Source organism: Paraburkholderia franconis, assembly GCF_009362735.1.
GTDB classification, from domain to species: Bacteria; Pseudomonadota; Gammaproteobacteria; order Burkholderiales; family Burkholderiaceae; genus Paraburkholderia; species Paraburkholderia franconis.
In genome coordinates this window covers 164,548-184,770 of the sequence record NZ_WHNP01000010.1, presented here as the reverse complement: position 1 = coordinate 184,770, position 20,223 = coordinate 164,548, and the positions used below count along the sequence as shown (strand labels likewise).

The 20,223-nt window shown below is 64.7% G+C and carries 10 protein-coding genes; 4 read left to right on the top strand and 6 right to left on the bottom strand.

The window, feature by feature from the left end:
- Nucleotides 1–42: 42 nt before the first annotated feature.
- The 6 genes from treZ to GCT13_RS13730 all read right to left on the bottom strand — a co-directional run bounded on the left by treZ (nucleotide 43) and on the right by GCT13_RS13730 (nucleotide 15,655).
- Complete coding sequence (treZ, locus tag GCT13_RS13755; RefSeq protein ID WP_152758800.1) at nucleotides 43–2,115, bottom strand: malto-oligosyltrehalose trehalohydrolase; 2,073 nt, start codon at nucleotides 2,113–2,115, stop codon at nucleotides 43–45.
- Between the two features lie 98 nt (nucleotides 2,116–2,213).
- A complete protein-coding gene (gene glgX / locus GCT13_RS13750) occupies nucleotides 2,214–4,439 on the bottom strand; it encodes a glycogen debranching protein GlgX (RefSeq protein ID WP_152758797.1) in 2,226 nt (741 codons plus the stop codon).
- Nucleotides 4,440–5,357: 918 nt separating this feature from the next.
- A complete protein-coding gene (gene glgB / locus GCT13_RS13745; protein WP_152758795.1) occupies nucleotides 5,358–7,583 on the bottom strand; it encodes a 1,4-alpha-glucan branching protein GlgB in 2,226 nt (741 codons plus the stop codon).
- On the bottom strand, nucleotides 7,576–11,031 hold the full coding sequence (gene treS / locus GCT13_RS13740) for a maltose alpha-D-glucosyltransferase (protein WP_152758792.1): 3,456 nt from the start codon (nucleotides 11,029–11,031) through the stop codon (nucleotides 7,576–7,578). The genes glgB and treS overlap by 8 nt, the downstream gene beginning before the upstream one ends.
- A complete protein-coding gene (locus GCT13_RS13735; protein ID WP_152758790.1) occupies nucleotides 11,021–14,473 on the bottom strand; it encodes a maltotransferase domain-containing protein in 3,453 nt (1,150 codons plus the stop codon). The genes treS and GCT13_RS13735 overlap by 11 nt, the downstream gene beginning before the upstream one ends.
- 516 nt (nucleotides 14,474–14,989) lie before the next feature.
- Nucleotides 14,990–15,655 carry a DUF1345 domain-containing protein gene (locus GCT13_RS13730; protein WP_152758787.1) on the bottom strand — a complete coding sequence of 222 codons (666 nt, stop codon included), beginning with the start codon at nucleotides 15,653–15,655 and terminating at the stop codon, nucleotides 14,990–14,992.
- Nucleotides 15,656–16,114: 459 nt separating this feature from the next.
- On the opposite strand from GCT13_RS13730, the gene GCT13_RS13725 reads away from it, so the two are divergent.
- The 4 genes from GCT13_RS13725 (at nucleotide 16,115) to GCT13_RS50850 (ending at nucleotide 20,135) form a co-directional block, all read left to right on the top strand.
- Nucleotides 16,115–16,831 (top strand): sugar dehydrogenase complex small subunit, encoded by a 717-nt coding sequence (locus GCT13_RS13725; RefSeq protein ID WP_407670785.1) that lies wholly within the window; start codon nucleotides 16,115–16,117, stop codon nucleotides 16,829–16,831.
- Nucleotides 16,832–16,977: 146 nt separating this feature from the next.
- Nucleotides 16,978–18,579 (top strand): GMC family oxidoreductase, encoded by a 1,602-nt coding sequence (locus GCT13_RS13720; RefSeq protein ID WP_152758785.1) that lies wholly within the window; start codon nucleotides 16,978–16,980, stop codon nucleotides 18,577–18,579.
- Between the two features lie 18 nt (nucleotides 18,580–18,597).
- Complete coding sequence (locus GCT13_RS49175) at nucleotides 18,598–18,936, top strand: hypothetical protein (RefSeq protein ID WP_227746819.1); 339 nt, start codon at nucleotides 18,598–18,600, stop codon at nucleotides 18,934–18,936.
- Nucleotides 18,933–20,135 (top strand): c-type cytochrome, encoded by a 1,203-nt coding sequence (locus GCT13_RS50850; RefSeq protein WP_321574345.1) that lies wholly within the window; start codon nucleotides 18,933–18,935, stop codon nucleotides 20,133–20,135. The genes GCT13_RS49175 and GCT13_RS50850 overlap by 4 nt, the downstream gene beginning before the upstream one ends.
- Nucleotides 20,136–20,223 lie beyond the last annotated feature (88 nt).

The window sequence follows — 20,223 nt, the reverse complement described above, 5'->3', positions numbered from 1 at the left end:
AGCCAGTGCTTTAGCACCTTCTCCAGCCCCATGCAGAGCACCTTACTCTGGTCCCATGCAAAGCGGTCGACCAGAGTTGGCGCTTGAGCTGTCGGCTGGAGCCAGTGCTTTAGCACCTTCTCCAGCCCCATGCAGAGCACCTACTCTGGTCCCATGCAAAGCGGTGGACGAGAGCTGGCGCTTTGGCGCCGTACTCTGGTCCCATGCCGCGTAATCGGCGTCGGCGTTCTTGCGCGCGTCGTGACCGACCGCGTACTCGCAGACGTCGCCCGTCAGCCATGCGACGAACGCATTCGACGGCAGCTCGCCCGCATCGACGCGATCACGCACGCGCGGCGGCGTCTCGAAGATCACCTTGCCCTCGGGCTGGGTTTCGAGCCGCACCGCTTCGTTGCCGAGATTCAATGCGATCGACAGCGTCTCGCCGTCATCGAGCTTCCAGCGCGCGACGAGCGCGTTCGCATCGTGTCCGCCGTTCGCCTTCAGCACGGCCGCGCCGAGCGGCTTCGCGCGCTGCAGGCGCGGCGCGATCAGCTTCGCGCGCACGGCCAGCGCCGACTTGTAGAAGTGCATCCATTCGAACGCTTCGTTGTCGTCGGGCGTGTCGTTGCTGCGCGCGGCGGGCGGCGACGACTTCGCGAACGTCTGCGGATCGTTCGGATCGGGAATCTGCGCGCGGCGCTTTTCGTCGGCGAACGCGGAGAAGCGCGCAAATTCCTTGCGGCGTCCTTCGCGCACGGCGTTCGCGAGATCGCCTGTGTAGTCGGTGAAGAACAGGAACGGCTGCTTCGAGCCGTACTCTTCGTCCATGAACAGCAGCGGAATTTGCGGCGACAGCAGCAGCAGGCCCGTCGCGGCGAGCAGCGCGTCGTCGGCGCACAGCGCGCGCAGACGGTCGCCCATCGCGCGATTGCCGATCTGATCGTGGTTCTGCAGGAACATCACGAACGACGCGGGCGGCAGATGGCCGCTCGGCTGGCCGCGCGGCTTGCCGTGGTGGATGGGCGAAGGATCGCCCTGATAGCCGAAGCCGCTGCCGAGTATCCGCGCGAGCTTATGGACCGGCTGATCGGCGTAAGCGGCGTAATAGCCTTCGTGCTCGCCCGTCAGCAGCACGTGCAGCGTGTTGTGCGCGTCGTCGTTCCATTGCGCGGTGAAGTGCGTGTCGAGCAGGTTCGCCGTATTGCGCTCGTTTTCGAGCACGAGATGCACGTGACGTCCGTGCTGCATATGCGCGCGCACGTGATCGGCGAAACCGCGCAGCCACGTGTCGTTGTCGATCGCATGCACGGCGTCGAGGCGCAGGCCGTCGATCCGATATTCGTTGAGCCAGTAGAGCGCGTTGTCGCTGAAGAACTCGCTCACTTCGCTGCGCTCGAAGTCGATCGCGGGGCCCCACGGCGTATGTGTGCCTTCGCGGAAGAAGGGCTTCGCATACTGCTGCAAATAATTGCCGTCCGGACCGAAGTGGTTGTAGACCACGTCGAGGAAAACGGCGAGGCCGAGGCCGTGCGCGGCGTCGATCAGCGCTTTCAGGTCGTCGGGGCGGCCATACGCGGAGTCGGGCGCATACGGCAGCACGCCGTCGTAGCCCCAGTTGCGCTGGCCCGGAAAGTCGTTGAGCGGCATCAGCTCGATTGCGGTGACGCCGAGCGCCGCGATCTCGGGCAGGCGCGTCATCACGCCCGCGTAGCCGCCCAGCGCGCCGACGTGCAGCTCGTACAGCACCATCTCTTCCCACGGGCGCCCGCTCCAGTGCGTGTGCTGCCAGTGGTAGGCGCGCGGGTCGATCACCTCGCTCGGGCCGTGCACGTCCTGCGGCTGGAAGCGCGACGCGGGGTCGGGCACCATCAGCGCGCCGTCGAGCTTGTAGCGATACAGCGTGCCCGCGCCGCATCCGGCTTCCGTTTCGAACCAGCCGTTGCCTGTCGCGCTCATGTCGAGCAGGCCCTGCGCGGGGCCGCTTTCGATCATCACCTGCACCTTCGCGCACGACGGCGCCCACAGCCTGAAGCGCGTGCGCGGTTTCGCGCTCGCCGCGCCGAGCAGCTGCGCACCGAACGGCAGGCAGTGCGCGTGATGATGCGCGTGAGGGTCGATCGGACGTTCATGCATGATTGTCACCATTCATCGGCGTGCTCATCGATGTGCTCATTCGTGTGCTCATTGACGGGCCCGTTCGTGTGCTCATATTCGTGCGTTCGTTCGCGTGTTCATTCGTGCGCCCGTTCGGATGGCTCCGGGTCCGGCATCGACGTGCCGGGGTCCGGCGGCAGCGCCGTCAACAGACGCGGGCCGTACTGCGCGCCCGCGCGCCAGCTCGCCTGCCAGTCCGCGTCGCCCGTGGGCTGCGCCGCGAGCACAGCCATGCTGTGCGCCGCGACTTCCAGATCGGGCGCCGCGAGGGGAGCGGGCGGCGCTTGCGGGTCAGACGTATCGATGAGCACGTGCCATTCCAGGTGCGGCGGGGGCGGCGTGAAGCGCACGGCCGCCGCCGACGCGTTCAACATCATCAACAATACTTCCGTTTCTTCGTTCAGGCCCGGGCCGGCGCGCCGCAGCGTGAACGCGCGGCCTTCGGGGTCCTGCCATGCTTCGATCGTCAGCGCCTCACCGTGCTCGTCGAACCAGCCGACGTCGTAAAGACCGGGCAGCACTTCGCGATCGCCGAACAGGAAACGGTTTTCGCGCAACAGCGGGTGCTGTTTGCGCAAGGCGATCATGCGCGCGAAGAACGCGGTCATTGTGCGCCCGTGCGGGAGCGTGGCGCGTTCCCAGTCCATCCACGAAATTTCGTTGTCCTGGCAGTACGCGTTGTTGTTGCCGCGCTGGGTGCGGCCCATTTCGTCGCCGGCGAGCATCATCGGCGTGCCGAGCGCGATGAAGAGCGTCGCGATCAGCGAGCGTGCGACGCGTTCGCGCGTTTCGGCGATGGAGGGATCGTCGGTCGGGCCTTCGACGCCCCAGTTCGAGCTGCAGTTTTCGTTGTGGCCGTCGTTGTTGTTCTCGCCGTTCATCTCGTTGTGCTTTTGCGTGTACGAGACGAGATCGGCGAGCGTGTAGCCGTCGTGCGACGCGACGAAGTTGATCGACGCCGTCGGCTTGCGAAAGCGCCGGTTGAAGAGATCCGCCGATCCCGTCAGACGCGCGGCGAGATCGGGCCGCATGCCGGCGTCGCCGCGCCAGAAGCGGCGCACGGAATCGCGGAAACGGTCGTTCCATTCGGCGAAGCCGGGCGGATGATTGCCGAGCTGATAGCCGCCGGGGCCGATGTCCCACGGCTCGGAGATCAGCTTGCGCTGCGACAAGATGGGGTCCTGACGCATGGCGTCGAAGAAGCCCGAGCCGGGATCGAAGCCCGAGTGCTCGCGTCCGAGCGTGACGCCGAGATCGAAACGAAAGCCGTCGATATTGAAGGCCGTCGACCAGTAGCGCAGCGAGTCCATCACCATTTGCAGCACGCGCGGGTGAGGCAGGTTGAGCGTATTGCCGCAGCCCGTGTCGTTGATGTGATGTCGCTCGTCGCCGGGGATGAGGCGATAGTAGCTGGCGTTGTCGAGTCCGCGCCACGACACGGTGGGGCCCATTTCATTGCCTTCGCACGTGTGGTTATAGACGACGTCGAGTATCACCTCGATTCCCGCCGCGTGCAGTTGACGGACGGCGATGCGCATTTCGTCGAGCCGGTGCGCGGCCAGATACGACGGCTCCGGCGCGAAGAACGCGGCCGTGTTGTAGCCCCAGTAATTGCGCAGTCCGCGCTCGACGAGAAAGCGGTCGTTGAGAAACGCGTGAACGGGCAGCAGTTCGACGGCCGTGACGCCGAGCTTGAGCAGATGCTCGATGAATTCCGGCGACGCGAGCGCTGCGAACGTGCCGCGTTCCGGCGCGCGCAGATCCTTGCGCAGCATCGATGCGCCGCGCACGTGCGTTTCGTAGATGACGGTTTCGTTCCACGGCACGTTGGGGCGCTTGTCGTGGGACCAGTCGAACGCTTCGTCGACGACGACGCACTTCGGCATGGCGGGCGCCGAGTCTCGCCGGTCGATCGACAGGTCCATTCTGTTCGAATGGACGCGATAGCTGAAGAGTGCGTCCGACCATCTGAACTGACCGATGAGCTTTCTCGCGTAGGGGTCGAGCAGCAGCTTGTGCGGATTGAAACGATGCCCGTTTTGCGGCTGATAGGGGCCGTGGGCCCGGAACGCGTAGACGGCGCCGGGGTGCGCGTGGGGCAGATAGCCATGCCATATCTCGTCGGTGCATTCGGGCAGTGCGTAGCGTTTGAGTTCCTTTCTGCCTGTCGGCTCGAACAGGCACAGTTCGATTCGTTGCGCGTTCGCGGAGAAGACCGCGAAGTTCACGCCCAAGCCATCCCAGCTCGAACCCAGGGGGTATGGGTTGCCCGGCAACAGTCGGTCTGGTAGTACATGGGACATGGTTTTCCTTTTTTGTCTGCGACTGCTGTTGCGTATTTCACTTTGTCTGCGACTGCTGTTTTGCCCTTATCGCGGGCGTCTGCGATTTTTTTGGGTTCGCTTTGCTCTTCGCGGGCATCCGCGTATGCGTTCGTTGCCTTGCCCTTATCGCGGGCATCCGCAATGCGCCTCGCGGCGCGGGCGTTGCCCCTGTGCGGGGCGGCACCTACTTTTCTTTGCAGCGGCAAAGAAAAGTAGGCAAAAGAAAGCCGCTTACACCGCTAGTGCTATTTGTTACCCACGGGCCCTCAACGTCCCCATCGTTCACACGGCAGCGTATTGGCCCATGTTCGTTGCCAACGCACTACCAAGCGCCTCACCTGCATCGAGTACCCGAATTGCGGCCCGCGACATCGAATATCCCCGGCCCCTTTGCGGCAAACTGTGTGTAGGCATTCGCACCACACAGGACACCCCTCGTTACTCAATGCGCTACAAGTGCGGGCGGCGTCCTGTGCGGCACAGCAACCCATATTCACTACCGAGATGCGCCGCTGAAACGTTCGATGCCCTTAGCTGTGCCACACGCGCATGAAGCGGGTGAGGCGTTCAAGTAGCGCGTTGGCAACGAACATCAGCGAGCACATTGCGGTGTGAAGCACGGGGCCGTTGAGAGCCCGTGGGTAAACGTCAAGCACTGGCGGTGTGAGCCCGCTTTCTTTGCTTACTTTCTTTGCGGCGGCAAAGAAAGTGAGTGCCGCCCCGCACAGGGGCAACGCCCGCGCCGCGAGGCGCATCGCGGATGCCCGCGAAGTGCAAAGCAAACCAATGCATCGCGGATGCCCGCAAAGTGCAAGGCAAACCAAAAAAATCGCAGACGCCCGCGTTAAGGGCAAAGCAACGGCAAGCCAAAAACCCAAACAGCCTCGCAGAGAATAATTAATCCGCCCGGAGTACTACCGTCCCCAACGGCGGCAAGATCAACGAAGCCGACTGCGGCCGTCCATGCGCCGCCACCTCTTCCGTATAGATCACACCGGCATTCCCCACATTCGACCCGCCATAAACACCCGCATCGGTATTCACGACTTCGACCCAACGCCCCGGACGCGGCATGCCAACCCGATATCCCTGTCGCGGCACCGGCGTGAAGTTGCAAACGGTGATGAGCTCGCGCCCCGCGCCATCCACGCGCCGCCACGCAAACACAGAATTCCCCGTGTCGTCGCCGACGATCCACTCGAACCCGCCAGGCTCCGAATCGAGCCGATGCAACGCAGGCTCCTCGCGATACAGACGGTTCAGATCACGCACGAGCCTTTGCACGCCATGGTGCAAGTCGTCGTCGAGCAGATGCCAATGCGGCGAGCCGTCGTGATCGAATTCGGCCATCTGACCGAACTCGCCGCCCATGAACATTAGCTTCTTGCCAGGATGCGTCCACATGAACGCGAAGTACGCTCGCAGATTCGCAAACTTCTGCCACCGGTCGCCAGGCATCTTGCCGAGCAACGATCCCTTGCCATGCACGACCTCGTCATGCGAGAGCGGCAGCACGAATTTCTCCGAGTACGCATACACCATTGCGAACGTCATGTTGTGGTGATGCCATCGGCGATTGATCGGGTCCTCATGCATGTAGTGCAGCGTGTCGTGCATCCACCCCATGTTCCATTTGAACTGGAAGCCGAGTCCTCCGTCCTCCGTGCGCGCCGTCACGCCAGGCCATGCCGTCGACTCCTCCGCAATCGTGATCGCGCCATGCACGTCCGGCATATGCTGCACTTCATGATTCAGCCGCTTCAGGAACGCAATCGATTCGAGGTTCTCGCGGCCGCCATAGATATTCGGCACCCATTCGCCCGCTGCGCGCGAGTAGTCGCGATACAGCATCGATGCCACGGCGTCGACGCGCAATCCGTCGACGTGATAACGCTTGAGCCACGCAAGCGCCGATGCGATCAGGAACGCGCTGACCTCGTTGCGTCCGAGGTTGTAGATCATCGTGTTCCAGTCCTGGTGATAGCCCTCGCGTGGATCGGCGTGCTCGTAGAGCGGGGTGCCGTCGAATTGCACGAGCCCATGTGAATCATTCGGAAAGTGCGCGGGCACCCAGTCGAGTATCACGCCGAGCCCCGCTTCGTGCGCGCGGTTCACGAAGCCCGCGAACTGCTCCGGCGTGCCGAAGCGCGCCGACGGCGCGAATTGCGACAACGGCTGATACCCCCACGATCCGCCGAACGGATGCTCGGCGATCGGCATGAACTCGATATGCGTGAAACCCATCTCCTTCGCGTATGGAATCAGACGGTCCGCAAGCTCGGACCAGTCGAGCCCGCGATGCCCTTCCTCCGCGATACGCAGCCACGACTCCGCATGCACCTCGTAGATCGAGATCGCGGATTGCACCGTCTGCTTCGCCGCGCGCGTCTGCATCCAGTCGCCGTCCGTCCACGCAAAGCGCTCGACGTCATCGACATGCGCAACCACGGAGGCCGTCGCGGGCGGCTTCTCCGTTTGCATCGCGCAAGGGTCGGCCTTCAGCGGCAACGGATGGCCGTCGCGCGTCAGCATCTCGTACTTGTAGCGCGTGCCCGCGCCGATACGCGGCACGAACAGTTCCCACACGCCCGCCTGATGCCGCATCCGCATCGGATGCCGGCGGCCGTCCCACGCGTTGAAGTCGCCCACCACGGAGACGCGCCGCGCATTCGGCGCCCACACGGCAAAGCGCACGCCCGGCACGCCGTCCATCGTGTAAGGCCGCGAGCCGAGGCATTCGAGCACTGCATACGGATCGCCCCACGCGACGCGCTGCAACGGCTCGTCGCCGAGCACGGGGCCGAACGAATACGTGTCCTCGATTTCCTGAACGGGACCATGCCAGTCGATCCGCAAGCGATACGGCACGGCCTCGCTGACAGGGCCCGCGAACAGGCCGCCCGGATGCAGCGGCTCCAGTTCGCCGAGCAGTCTGCCGTCGTCGCGCGCGATCACCGACACGCGCGCCGCGTTCGGCTGCATCACGCGCACGACGGGACCGGCGCTCGTGTGATGCATGCCGAGCTGCGAGAACGGATCGTGATGGCGCGCATCGACGAGCGCATCCAGGTCCACACGATGCAGACCGGCCGCTTCAAGCTGAACGTCGTGTTGCTCACTCATAGTCACCCTCCGATGCGGCGGGAGGCGCGGAGTCGTCAGCGGGCGGCTCCGGCGGCGCGCCCGTGTCGCCGAGCAGGCGGCTCGTCAGCGCCGCGAGCCCGCGCACCGGCAAGCTGAGCCACGCGGGCCGGTTGGCTGCTTCATAGCGGATTTCGTAGGCGGCTTTCTCGATCAGGAACAGATCGAGCAGCGCCTGTTCGTGCTCCGGCGCGACGAGCGGCTGCGATGCAGCTTCCGTCGCGGCACGGTACTCGTCGAGGAACGCTTCGGCGGCGGCCTGGCGGAAGCGGTCGAAGAGGGCACGCTTGCGGTCGGCCGTGATTTGCGGCGCGGCTTCCGTCGACGATTGCGCGGCGGCGCTCGCATACGACAGCGAACGCAGCAGACCCGCCACATCGCGCAACGGGCTCGACTTCGCACGGCGCTCTTCGAGTTCGCGCGCGGGCTCGCCCTCGAAGTCGATCAGAAACGCGTCGCCTTGCGACACGAGCACCTGGCCCAGATGGAAGTCGCCGTGAATGCGCGTGCGCAGCGCATGCGCGTCGGGCTTCACGAGGTTCGCGACGGCTTCGACCAGCTTGTCCTTGCGATCGAGAATGCTGCGCCCGAGCAGCGCGCCGTCTTCCGTCAGATGCTCGACGTTCTTCTCGAGCAATTCGAGCGCGGTCGCGAGCATCGTCTGCGTGCCGTCGATCCACGCCTGCACGTGGCCCGGATCGGCGGGTTCGGGCGCGAACGCGGCATTGTCGGAAGGCGTCGCGAGCGCGACGTGCAGTTCGCCCAGGCGCTTGCCGATGATGCCCATATACGACGCGTAGCCTTCGATCGCCTCTTCCTCGTTCACGCGGTCCTGGTTCGCCTGATTCGCATCGCCGCTTTCGACGGCGAGCGCGAGCTCGTCGACGGAACGGCGCAGCGTGTCGAGCGCCCAGTTCCATGCATCGCCCTGGTTTTCGACGAAGCCTTGCAGGATGCACAGCGTATGCGGCACGTCCTCGGGATCGATGCGCACGACTTCGCCGTACAGCGGCGCCGTGTTCGCATAGCCGAGCTGCGTCAGATAGCGGCTCATCTCCGCTTCGGGATGCGTGCCCTTCAACAGACGCCGCACGAGCTTGAGCACGATCTTGTCGGCGATCACGAGCGAGCTGTTGCTTTGCTCGGCGGCGAGCCAGCGGATTTCGGGCTGGTCGCTGAGATCGAGTTCGGCGAAACGGTCGGTCGGCATGAAGTGGATCGTGCTCTTCTGCACGGTCGGCACGGCGGCGCGCTCGCGCAGCTTGCGCAGCACGCCATACGCGAATTGCGGCAGCGAAAACGCATCCGTCAGATGGCCGACAGTGCGGCCGCGCCGCACGCGCGCAAGCGCCAGTTGCATGAAGAGCGGTGTCGTCGTGTCGGCGCCCCATGTGATTGCGATCGGCAGCACGTAACGCTCGGTGTGCTTGCCGACATCCGCTTCGAGTTCCGTGAACGCAAAGCCCGCTTCGGGAATCGTCGTGAGCGCGGCGAGCCGCACCGCATGCATCTTCTGATCCTTCGATGCAAACCAGCGCCGCCGCCCGAGCCAAGACGGCAGCACTTCCGATTCGAGCAGCCGCACGTTCTCGGGTGTCGGGCCCGTTTGCCCTTCGCGAATCACGATGGTCACGAAGTCGGGCAGCGGTTCGGACGGCGCCTGGCTCCATGTCGGGCGGCCTCCGTCTTCGCAAAGAAGGAACCACAGAAAGCCGTACGGCGGGAACGTCAGCAGATAGGTCAGTTGCCCGATCGCGGGGAACACGGAGTCCGCCGTCATTTCGATGGGCACCGCGCCGTTGAATTCGGACAGGTCGAGCTCGACGGCTTGCGGCGCGCGCGACAGGTTCGCGACGCACAGAATGGGCGGCTCGCCGGGCAGCTCGCGCAGATACGCGAGAATCTTGCGGTTGCTCGGCTTCAGGAAGCGGATCGTGCCGCGTCCGAACGTGTGCTTCGAGCGGCGCGTCGAAAGCATGCGGCGCGTCCAGTTGAGCAGCGAATGCGGATCGCGGCTCTGCGCTTCGACGTTGACGGCATCGAATCCATACAGCGCGCCCATCACGGGTGGCAGCACGAGCTGTTCGGGGTCGGCGCGCGAGAAGCCGCCGTTTCTGTCGGACGACCATTGCATCGGCGTGCGCACGCCGTCGCGGTCGCCCAGGTGGATGTTGTCGCCCATGCCGAGCTCGTCGCCGTAATAGATGACGGGCGTGCCCGGCATCGACAGCAGCAGCGAATTGATCAGTTCGATGCGACGGCGATCGCGCTCCATCAGCGGCGCGAGCCGGCGGCGGATGCCGAGGTTCAGCCGCGCGCGCCGGTCGCTCGCGTACGTGTTCCACAAGTAGTCGCGCTCGGAGTCCGTGACCATTTCGAGCGTGAGTTCATCGTGATTGCGCAGGAAGATCGCCCACTGGTTCGTTTCGGCGAGATCCGGCGTTTGTTTCATGATGTCGGTGATCGGGAAGCGGTCCTCGCTCGCAATCGACATGTAGATGCGCGGCATCAGCGGGAAGTGGAACGCCATATGGCATTCGTCTTCGTCGCCGAAGTATTCCTGCACGTCTTCCGGCCACTGGTTCGCTTCGGCGAGCAGCATACGGTTCGGGTACTCGGCGTCGATGGTCGCGCGGATCTTCTTCAGGACCGCGTGTGTCTCCGGCAGATTCTCGTTGTTGGTGCCTTCGCGCTCGACGAGATACGGCACGGCATCAAGCCGCAGACCGTCGATGCCCATGTCGAGCCAGAAGCGCATCACCTGCAGCACTTCCCGCATCACGGCGGGATTGTCGAAGTTCAGGTCGGGCTGGTGCGAATAGAAGCGATGCCAGTAGTACTGGCCCGCGACGGGATCGTGTGTCCAGTTCGACGGCTCCGCGTCGATGAAGATGATGCGCGTCTCTTCGTATTTCTTGTCCGTGTCGGACCACACGTAGTAGTTGCGATGATTCGAGCCGGGCTTCGCGCGGCGCGCGCGCTGGAACCACGGATGCTGGTCGGACGTGTGGTTGATGACGAGCTCGGTGATTACGCGCAGGCCGCGCGCGTGCGCTTCCTGAATGAAGCGCTTGACGTCGCCGATCGAGCCGTAATCGGGGTGCACGTTCCTGTAATCGGCGATGTCGTAGCCGTCGTCGCGGCGCGGCGACGGATAGAACGGCAGCAGCCAGATTGCGCTCACGCCCAGTTCAGCGATGTAGTCGAGCTTCGCGATCAAACCAGGGAAATCGCCCACGCCGTCGTTGTTCGCATCGAAGAACGACTTGATGTGCACCTGGTAGATGATCGCGTCCTTGTACCAGAGCGGATCGTCGGCGAGCATCGAGACCTTGCCGCGGCGCGCCTTGCGAGGTTTCTCGGGCACGGCGGCCGTCGTATCGGTGATATGCGCTTGCGACGTGCTTTCCGCGGGATCGTCACGTTTCATATCGCACCTGCAATTCGTTGATCAGTGTGTCGTTGGCGGTCGGCTCTGTGTCTTCGGGAACCTCATCGCGCGGCAGGCCGCCCGCCGGCGCAATGCGCCAGATCGCGAAGGGCCTCAAGCCGGGATTGAGCCGCACGTGTTGCCATCTGCCATGCCATTGAAACCGCTCGCCCGTCATCTGGTCGATCACGTCGATGGCTGCGTGATCGTGCAGGCCCCAGCGGTTGAACGTTGCCCACGATAGTTCGATATCGGCGCCCTGTTCGTTGTACGGATCGAGATTGATCGCGACGACGATCACGTTGTCGCGCGCCTCGGTGGCTTTTTCGAAGAACAGGATGTGATCGTTGTGCGCGGGCAGAAACGTGAGATTCAGATGCGTGTGCAGCGCCGGATTCGTGCGGCGGATACGGTTCAGTTCCGTGATCTCACCGACGATGTTGCCGGGCCGGTTCCAGTCCCACGCGCGGATCTGGTACTTCTCCGAGTCCAGATACTCTTCGCTGTTCGGCAGCGCGGCCGCTTCGCACAGCTCGAAGCCGCTATAGACGCCCCAGAGTCCCGAGAGCATCGTCGCGAGCGCGGCGCGGATCAGAAAGCCCGGACGTCCCTGAGCCTGCAAGTGACGCGGGTTGATGTCCGGTGTGTTGACGAAGAAATTCGGCCGGAAAAATTCGCGCAGATTGGTCTGCGTGAGCTCCGTCAGATACTCGGTGAAGTCGCGCTTCGACTCGCGCCACGTGAAGTACGTGTACGACTGCGAGAAGCCGAGCTTCGCGAGCCGCGCCATCACGCGCGGGCGCGTGAACGCTTCCGAGAGAAAGATCACGTCTGGATGACGCGAGCGCACGTCGTTGATCATCCATTCCCAGAACGGGAACGGCTTCGTGTGCGGATTGTCGACGCGGAAAATGCGCACGCCCGCATCGATCCAGAACAGGATCACGTCGCGCAGCGCGATCCACAAATCGGGCTTCGCGTCGCGCGCGTAGAAGTCCGGGTTCACGATGTCCTGATACTTCTTTGGCGGATTTTCCGCGTAGCGCAGCGTGCCGTCGGGACGCCATGCGAACCATGTCGGATGTCGCTTGAGCCACGGGTGATCGGGCGAGCATTGAATCGCGAAATCGAGCGCGATTTCGAGGCCCTCGTCGTGCGCGGCGGCGAGCATCCGCCTGAAATCGTCGAGCGTGCCGAGCTGCGGATGCACACCATCGTGGCCGCCCGCTTCGCCGCCGATCGCGTACGGGCTGCCGACGTCGTCGGGCTTCGCCGTCAGCGTGTTGTTGCGCCCCTTGCGATTGGCGAGGCCGATCGGATGGATCGGCGGAAAGTAGAGCACGTCGAAGCCCATGTCGCGGATGCGCGGCAGCTTCGCGATCACATCGTCGAACGTGCCGTGACGATGCTCGTCGTCGCTCATCGAGCGCGGGAAGATCTCGTACCAGCTGCCGAAGCGCGCCTCCGCGCGTTCGGCGTCGATCCGATAAACGATGGGATCGCGCGACAGGCCCGGCCGGTGACGCGCGGCCGCGAACGCCTGCGCCGTCGTCGGCGCGAGCACGATCGCGAGCCGTTCGCCTGTATCGGCCTTCATGAACTCCCTCGTGATCTCTTCGAGTTGCTGCGGCTGCGAGCCGTCGGCCGTTTCCGCTTCGGCCAGCGCGAGCGCGAACAGATGCTTCGCCTCTTCGAGTTCGAGATCGACGGGTTGATCGGCCTTCAGCTTCTTCTGCATGTGATCGGCGAGCGACGCGAAGTCGTCGCGCCACGCGATCACCGTGAACTCGTGCCGCCCGATGCGTTCGAGCGGAACGCGCGCTTCCCAGATGTCGTTGCCGGCGGGCTGCGCGGGCGTCATCGGTACTTCGTGCCATGCTGTTTCGTCGGCGGCGCGCCAGATGACGGCGGCCGCGATCTTGTCGTGGCCTTCCGCGAATACGGCCGCCGTGACGGGCACGCGTTCGCCGACGATCCGCTTCGCCGGAAAGCGCCCATGATCGACGGCGGGCGACACGCTTTCGATCGCCACGCGCGACGTCGCGATCGCGTCCAGCACGCTCTTGTGTCCGGAGGTCTTGTCGTCGTGCTTCTTGTCGATGGGCGGCGCGAGCAGCACAGGCTTTTCAGCGACGGCGCGAAACAGGCGGCAGGCGCCCGGCGCTAGCGTGAAGGAGCCAAGCGGCTGCGGCGCGCTGCGCGTCTCCGTGCCGAGCGGCACGAAGCGTGTGAAGCTGCCGGGCACGCCGTCGAGAAAGCGCGCGGGATCGACGTGCACGGGCATGCCGAGTTCGGGATTGATCGCGATCAGCACGGCTTCGCCCGCGTTGCGCAGATCGCGCTGATCGCCGCGCATCAGGATCGTCGCGTGTGTGTCGGGGCTCGACAGCGAGCACAGCTCGCCGTTCGTCTGTAGCGGCCAGGTGTCGCGGGAAACGGCGTTCGCGTGGCGCACGCGCTCGGAGAGATCGAAGCGCGCCGCAGCGCGCTTGCTCGCGTATTCGTCGGCGTTGCCGAGCGTGTGCGAGATCGGCTCGGCGATGCCGTACTCGAAGCCCGTCGGCATCAGCCAGCCGGTGCCCGTCGATGCCGCCGTCAGCAGCGCGCGACGGTACGCGCGCTCGACGATGGCCGAATCGTGCACGTGCGAGAGGTCGGCGGCGAGCCGCGTGCCGTACGGCGCTTCGGGAAACGCGACGGGCGAACCGACGCGCATCAGCACCGCGTGCTCGTCGAAGAGCCATGGCGCGCGAAAGTCCCACCACCGCGACGACGTAAACACGGCATCGAAGCCCACGCCTTCGAGCGCCGCGATGTCCGCGCGCGCGAGTCCGGGCGTCGCCGCGAGAAAGCGCGTCGACGGATGTTGCGACGAGCGCACGGCATCTTCGAGACGCCGCCATGCGAAGGCGGGCACGCGATGCGGCGAATCGAAACGGAAGCCGCCGATGCCCGTTTCCGCGAGCGCATCGAGCGTATGCGCCCACCAGTCGATCAGCGGCGCGGCGGCCTGCTCGTTGCTGAAGTTCGCATACGCGACGTTGTCCTCGTGGCGCGCGTGACGCGGATCGAGCCGCGCTTCCTCCGGCTCGAACGGATGAAACCAGTCGCGATGCTGGTGGTAGAGCTGGCCGTCGGCGGCCGCGCGATCGATCACGAGATCGACGAGCAATGTCAGCCCATGCCGGCTCGCGGATTCGGCGAGACGGTGCAGCACGTCGGGCGCGGATTGATCGGTGGCGAAAGCGGGATGCAGCCGCGCGTGATCGCTGACGATCTGCGCGTGCCCGGCCTGTCCCGGCTGAAACAGCCCGCCGATCAGCACATGATCGAAACCGAGCGCGGCGGCATGTTCGAACTGCGCGAGCCACGCATCCAGCCGTCCGACGAGGGGGGAATGAACAAAGTAGATCCGCGGCGCATAAGCGTGAGGAGCTTCCATCGGTCGTTTCCAGATTCGTCCTGCTTTGCGGCGTGGATGCACATTCGTACGATCACGACCGCCTATTAGGCTTCAGAGCCGGATGCCGCGCGATGCGTCCTGCGACGGCGCGTATTGCTCAATGTAGTGCATTGATCGAAATGCCGCGCGCCAGTTCAAAGCGTCTGATTCGGACTAGCCGGTCTGAACAGGATGCGCGTCATGTCGTCGGTCCGGCATGCGTCGGCAGGCGGTAAAGCAGCAAGCGCTATGCCAGAAGCCGATGCCGTGCCGGCAAGGCAGGCAAGGCGACACGCGCGCGGGCGAAGGCTGGCGCGGGCGGATACGGCGCGTTGAAACGGCGCGCGCGCATCGGCGTTCATATGAATGGCGATGCGCGGCTCAATGGAAGGCGTGTAAATCGGGCGTGTCGTGCGCCGGCTGTTACATGGCAGGTTGTTTCGGCATCGTCGCTCGAATGCGCAGCGGGCCGGCGCGGCATGCGAAGCGCGAAGCGTCGCCTGCCGCAAATGTGGGCTACGAGCCGAGCAGCCCCGCCGCCATATTGATGCACAGCCCGAGCACGGCCACGTTGAAGTAGAACGACAGAACTGATTGCGCGAGCGCCGCGCGGCGTATGTCTCGCGAGCGCAGCACGACGTCCGATGTCTGCGAAGCGACGGCGATCGTGAACGAGAAGTACAGGAAGTCCCAGTAGTTCGGATCGAGCTTGTGATCGGGAAACTTCAGCGCCGTTTCCTGCTTGTCCGTCGCGAAGTGCAGACGCGCGTAGTGCAGCGTGAAGATGGTCGGTATCAGGAACCACGCGCCGATCAGCGTGACGGCCGTCACGACGTAATGCGACAGGCCCGGCCCCTGCGAACCGGAGCCGCCTTTCGACGACGCCAGCTCCAGCACGATCGCCGCGATGCTCGCCACCGTCGCAAGACAGATGATGAACAGCACGACCGTCGCGTTCTCGTCCTCGCGCTGCGCGATCTCGCGCACGCGGTCGTGATCGGCGCGCGCCATCTCGATCCACATCAGCGCAAGATAAGTCCATACGGTGACGTCCCACGAGACGAGCACGCGGATCATCGGGCGCATCTGCGTGCCCGCGAGCAGCGCGCCGATCAGCACGCCGACAAGCAGGCCCGCCATCATGCGCGGGCGGTTGCGTAGTACCTGGGGATAGACGTTCATGGGCGCGCGTTCCTGGCAGGATGTTGTGACAAGGGCATGTCGCGAAGCGATGCCAAAGGTTGCGGCGATTCTACGTTTGCATGCAGCATGATTTGTCGAAAAGGGTACCTGGACGTTATAGTTTTCCCGCAGTTTTGCTCAATGGCCTTGCATGCGGCTTTCACGAGGTGCGTTGCCTTGTCCCGGGGCGCAAAGGAAGCAAGAAGCTAGAAGCACGCAACAGGCCGTCGATCACGATCGGGCATCGCCGGAATTACCGGATGTGTGGCGCAATCGCTGGCGCCGCGCGGACGGCCCCGATCGAAGCGCTCGAATGCGCCCGACGATAAGAGACCGCAAGACAGCGGCGCAAGACCAGCAAGACCAGTATTGGGGTGGACGCACGGCGTGCTCGCAGGGTTCGGCCAATAGCCGGACGCCGCGCGCCCGTCGAAAGACAAACATCATCTGGAGCCCCCAATGACAGATGTAGAACAACACGCTGCGCGCACGGATGCCGCGCACGCCGGCGAGGCCGCTCATGAGGCGGTGCAAGCGGCGGGCATCGACGGCGCGCAGGGCGGTTGCCATCACAGCCCGGGTTCGGGTTCCGGCTTCATCGCGCGCTCGCCGCGCCGGCGCATGTGGATGCTCGGTGCGCTCGCATCGGCGGCAGGCTTTGCGTTTTCAACAGCGGCGAGCCATCGTGCCGCGCGCGGCATCCGTCCCGTTGTGGGCCTTGCGAGCCTTTCGCACCTCGCGGGCATTTCGCCTGCCTACGCCGATACGCTGCCCGCGGGCGGCGGCTTCGATGCGTTCATCGCGCTGTCGGGCAAGCTCACGGGGCATGCCAGCTTCGATCCCGTGCTCGGCAAGCGTGCTTACAAAGCGTTGTCCAGGGCGGACAGCCAGTTCACGCAGAACGTCGCCGCGCTCAATACGTGGCTGCAAACCCACGGCGGCGTGCCGTCCGATACCGTCACGCAGGCATTGCAGGCCGAGCAGCCGAATCTCGCGAAGACCGTCAGCGCGATCACGCGAGCGTGGTATCTGGGGCTCGTCGGCGATTCGCCGAACGTCCAGGTGATCGCGTATGAAAGCGCACTGATGTTCGAGCCCGTGAAGGACATCCTGACGATTCCGTCGTATTGCCGCGACGTGCCGTTTTACTGGACCCGGAAACCCTCGAATGCGTGAGCGCTGCGCATGCAGCGTCACGCGTACGTCTCGCACGCCGCTTGCCTTCGACGCGCGGCGGGGTCTCCGGACGGGTTGCCACACCCGTGAACAACACATAAGCCAGCGGATCAAGCCAGCCGCAGAAGGCAAAGAAGAGGGCAAGGATGGCAAACGCAAATTCCGCCGACGTCGTCGTAGTCGGCTCGGGCGTGGCGGGCGGTCTCGTCGCGCATCAGATGGCGCTCGCGGGCGCGTCGGTGATTCTGCTCGAAGCCGGGCCGCGTCTGCAGCGTGGGCAGATCGTCGAGAACTTCCGCAATTCGCCCGCGAAGCTGGACTTCGCGACGCCGTATCCGTCGACGCCTTATGCGCCGCATCCCGAGTACTCGCCCGCGAACGACTATCTGATCCAGAAGGGCGACTATCCGTATAACTCGCAGTACCTGCGGCTCGTCGGCGGCACCACGTGGCACTGGGCCGCCGCGACGTGGCGTCTGCTGCCATCGGATTTCGAACTGAAGAAGCGGTACGGCGTGGGCCGCGACTGGCCGTATCCGTATGAAACGCTCGAGCCGTGGTACTACGCGGCCGAAGTGCAACTGGGCGTGTCCGGGCCGGACCCGTCGATCGATCTCGGCTCGCCGCGCTCGAAGCCGTATCCGATGGCGGGCTTGCCGCTGTCGTACATGGACCAGCGCTTCTCCGACGTGCTGAACGCGAACGGCTTCAAGGTCGTACCCGAGCCCGTCGCGCGCAACAGCCGTCCGTATGATGCGCGGCCCACCTGCTGCGGCAACAACAACTGCATGCCGATCTGTCCGATCGGCGCGATGTACAACGGCATCGTGCATGCCGACAAGGCGGAGCGCGCGGGCGCGAAGCTGATTGCGCAAGCCGTCGTCTACCGGATCGAAGCGGACGACAAGGGGCTCGTCACGGCCGTTCACTACAAGGACCCGAACGGCAACAGCACGCGCATCACGGGGAAGCTGTTCGTGCTCGCCGCGAACGGCATCGAGACGCCGAAGCTGATGCTGATGTCGACGTCCGACAAGTTCCCGCATGGCATCGGCAACAGCTCCGATCAAGTCGGCCGCAATCTGATGGACCATCCGGGCACGGGCATCGCGTTTCTCGCGAACGAGTCGCTGTGGCCGGGGCGTGGGCCGATGGAGATGACGTCGGTGGTGAACTTCCGTGACGGTGCGTTCCGCTCGGACTATGCGGCGAAGAAGCTGCATGTGTCGAACGGCGTGCCGACGATCGCGATTACATCCGCGCTGCTCAGACAGGGCCTGACGGGCGCCGAACTCGACCGGCAGATTCGCGACCGCGCGTCGCGCCTCGTCGTCGTCAACAGCTTCCACGAGCATCTGCCCGAGCCGCAGAATCGCATCGTGCCTTCCGCCGATCACAAGGACGCGCTCGGCATTGCGCAGCCCGAGATCTACTACTCGATCAACGATTACGTGAAGAAAAGCGCCGCGCACACGCACGAACTGTATGCGCAGATCGCGGGGCTCTTCGGCGGCACGGAGGTGTCGTTCGACGATACGTTCGCGCCGAACAATCACATCATGGGCACGACGATCATGGGCAACGATGCCGCCGATTCCGTCGTCGATCCCGACTGCCGCACGCACGATCATCAGAATGTGTTCATCGCGGGCAGCGGCGTGATGCCGGGTGCAGGCTCCGTGAACTGCACGCTGACGATCGCGGCGCTGTCGCTGAAGCTCGCCGACAAGCTCAAGCGCGAACTCTGACCCAACGCACGAAGACACATGATGAACCAGCACATGTCCCGCGCGCGCAAGCCAGGCGAACGCACCGGCAACCTGGACGCGACGGTTTTTTCGGGCGGCCGGCGCGCGGCGCTCAAAAGCCGCCGCCGGGTATGGAAGATGGCGGCGCTCGCCGCGGCGTTCTCGCTGTTCGCGCTGTATCTCGCGTGGCTCGAAGCGTACGACGCGGCCCCGCGTCACAACGACGAAGCGCCGCTCGCCGAAGCACAGGCACAGGCACAGGCACAGGCACAGGCACAGGCACAGGCACAGGCACAGGCACAGGCACAGGCACAGGCACAGGCACAGGCACAGGCATCGCGCCCGCTGGCAGCGTGACCGGCTTCGGTCCCGATCTCGTCAAGCGCGGCGAGTACCTCGCGCGCGTCGGCGACTGCATTGCGTGCCACACGTCGGACAAGGGCCGTCCGTTTGCGGGCGGCCTCGCGATTCATACGCCGTTCGGCACGATCTACACGCCGAACATCACAACCGACCCTGACACGGGCATTGGCCGCTGGACGGACGCCGACTTCATGCGCGCGATGCACGAAGGCATCGGCAAGGAAGGCGAGCGGCTCTATCCGGCGTTCCCGTATGTCGAGTACACGAAAGTCACGGAACTGGACGTGCAGGCGATTCGCGCGTATCTGAACACGGTGGTGCCCGTCCACTACACGCCGCCCGCGAACAGCCTGCGCTTTCCGTTCAACCTGCGCTGGCTGATGTTCTTCTGGAATCTGCTGAACTTCGACGAAGGCCGCTTCGTGCCCGACCCGAAGCAAAGCGCCGAATGGAATCGCGGCGCGTACCTGGTGCAGGGGCTCGCGCACTGCGAGGAGTGCCATACGCCGCGCAACTTCACGCAAGGGCTCAAGACGAGCGAACGATTCTCAGGTGCGATCCAGGCGGGCTGGCACGCGTACAACATCACGCCGCACAAGACGAGTGGGATCGGCGAGTGGACGGATCAGGACGTGATCGGCTATCTGTCGATGGGCGTTGCCCCTGGACGCGCGAATGCGGCGGGGCCGATGGCCGACGTGGTCGCGGACAGCACGCAGTATCTGAACCGGGAAGACCTGCGTTCGATCGCGACGTATCTGCGCGCCATCAAGCCGCTCGACAAGGGCGAGTCGCGCGCGCGGGCCGGATGGGGCGCGCCCGCGAGCGACGTCGTCGCGTTGCGCGGCACGAAGACGAATGGTGTGAACGGCGCGCAACTTTTCCTCGCCAACTGCGCGACGTGCCACAACTGGACGGGCGAGGGCGTCGGCGCGAGCGCGCCGGGCGCGTATCCGTCGCTGATCCATAACACGGTGTCGGGCGCGAGCGACGCGAACAATCTCGCGATGGTGATCCTGCACGGCGTGAGCCGCACGACCAAAGCCGCCGACGTCCTGATGCCGGCATTCGACCGCGATCTGAGCGACGAACAGATCGCCGCGATCACGAACTACGTGACGAAGCGGTTCGGCAATCCGCAATCGACCGTCAGTGTCGCGCAGATCGGCAAGCTGCGCGCGATGCCGCAGTGACGGCTTGAAACGCGAGTAGTGCGACTGCGACGCAGCGCGCGGCGCACGAATCCCACTACGACGTCCCTAGCGTGTCTTGCTGACGATA

What these genes read in the sequence shown, in the direction of transcription:
- GCT13_RS13725 (WP_407670785.1), top strand. Translation starts at nt 16,115, where the DNA reads ATGACAGATGTAGAACAACACGCTGCGCGCACGGATGCCGCGCACGCC.
- GCT13_RS13730 (WP_152758787.1), bottom strand. Translation starts at nt 15,655, where the DNA reads ATGAACGTCTATCCCCAGGTACTACGCAACCGCCCGCGCATGATGGCG.
- treZ (WP_152758800.1), bottom strand. Translation starts at nt 2,115, where the DNA reads ATGCATGAACGTCCGATCGACCCTCACGCGCATCATCACGCGCACTGC.
- glgX (WP_152758797.1), bottom strand. Translation starts at nt 4,439, where the DNA reads ATGTCCCATGTACTACCAGACCGACTGTTGCCGGGCAACCCATACCCC.
- GCT13_RS49175 (WP_227746819.1), top strand. Translation starts at nt 18,598, where the DNA reads ATGATGAACCAGCACATGTCCCGCGCGCGCAAGCCAGGCGAACGCACC.
- treS (WP_152758792.1), bottom strand. Translation starts at nt 11,031, where the DNA reads ATGAAACGTGACGATCCCGCGGAAAGCACGTCGCAAGCGCATATCACC.
- GCT13_RS13735 (WP_152758790.1), bottom strand. Translation starts at nt 14,473, where the DNA reads ATGGAAGCTCCTCACGCTTATGCGCCGCGGATCTACTTTGTTCATTCC.
- GCT13_RS13720 (WP_152758785.1), top strand. Translation starts at nt 16,978, where the DNA reads ATGGCAAACGCAAATTCCGCCGACGTCGTCGTAGTCGGCTCGGGCGTG.
- glgB (WP_152758795.1), bottom strand. Translation starts at nt 7,583, where the DNA reads ATGAGTGAGCAACACGACGTTCAGCTTGAAGCGGCCGGTCTGCATCGT.